The sequence below is a fragment of the Neisseria sp. P0009.S007 genome, assembly GCF_051962515.1.
Genome location: NZ_JBQCVF010000918.1, coordinates 1 through 414, shown reverse-complemented (window position 1 = coordinate 414; position 414 = coordinate 1). Strand labels below are relative to the sequence as shown.

1 protein-coding gene is annotated in these 414 nt (G+C 35.5%); it reads right to left on the bottom strand.

From position 1 onward, the window contains the following. Nucleotides 1–220 precede the first annotated feature (220 nt). On the bottom strand, nt 221–414 hold a 194-nt coding region (locus ACTHS3_RS17110; RefSeq protein ID WP_440368654.1), incomplete at its 5' end, for a YdcH family protein.

The window sequence follows — 414 nt, the reverse complement described above, 5'->3', positions numbered from 1 at the left end:
CTTTAACTTTGTTTGTTAAAAATCAAAATAAAAATTATTCGAGATTTTAAATAAACTTAACAGAGTTTTCAATGCAATTAAGAGTGATTTACAATTATTCGTTAAATTAAGCCAATAAAAATAACCAAATGCCTAATAATTAAAAAGGCCGTCTGAACCGGCATGAAAGGGAATCTGAGATTTCCATCATACCGTTCAGACGGCCTTATTCAAATTTTAATTATTTGCCTGCTGCTTTTTGCAAAAGGGCATACAATTCGTCTTTGAGTTTGAGTTTGGCTTTTTTCAGCTCCTCGATTTCTTCGGCGCCGCTGGTTACCACGTTATTCACCAAACCGGTAATTTTATCGTCCAGCTCGTTGTGCTCCTCAAACAAACGGGCAAAGTGTGCATCCTCTTGTTTCAGTTTAGAAA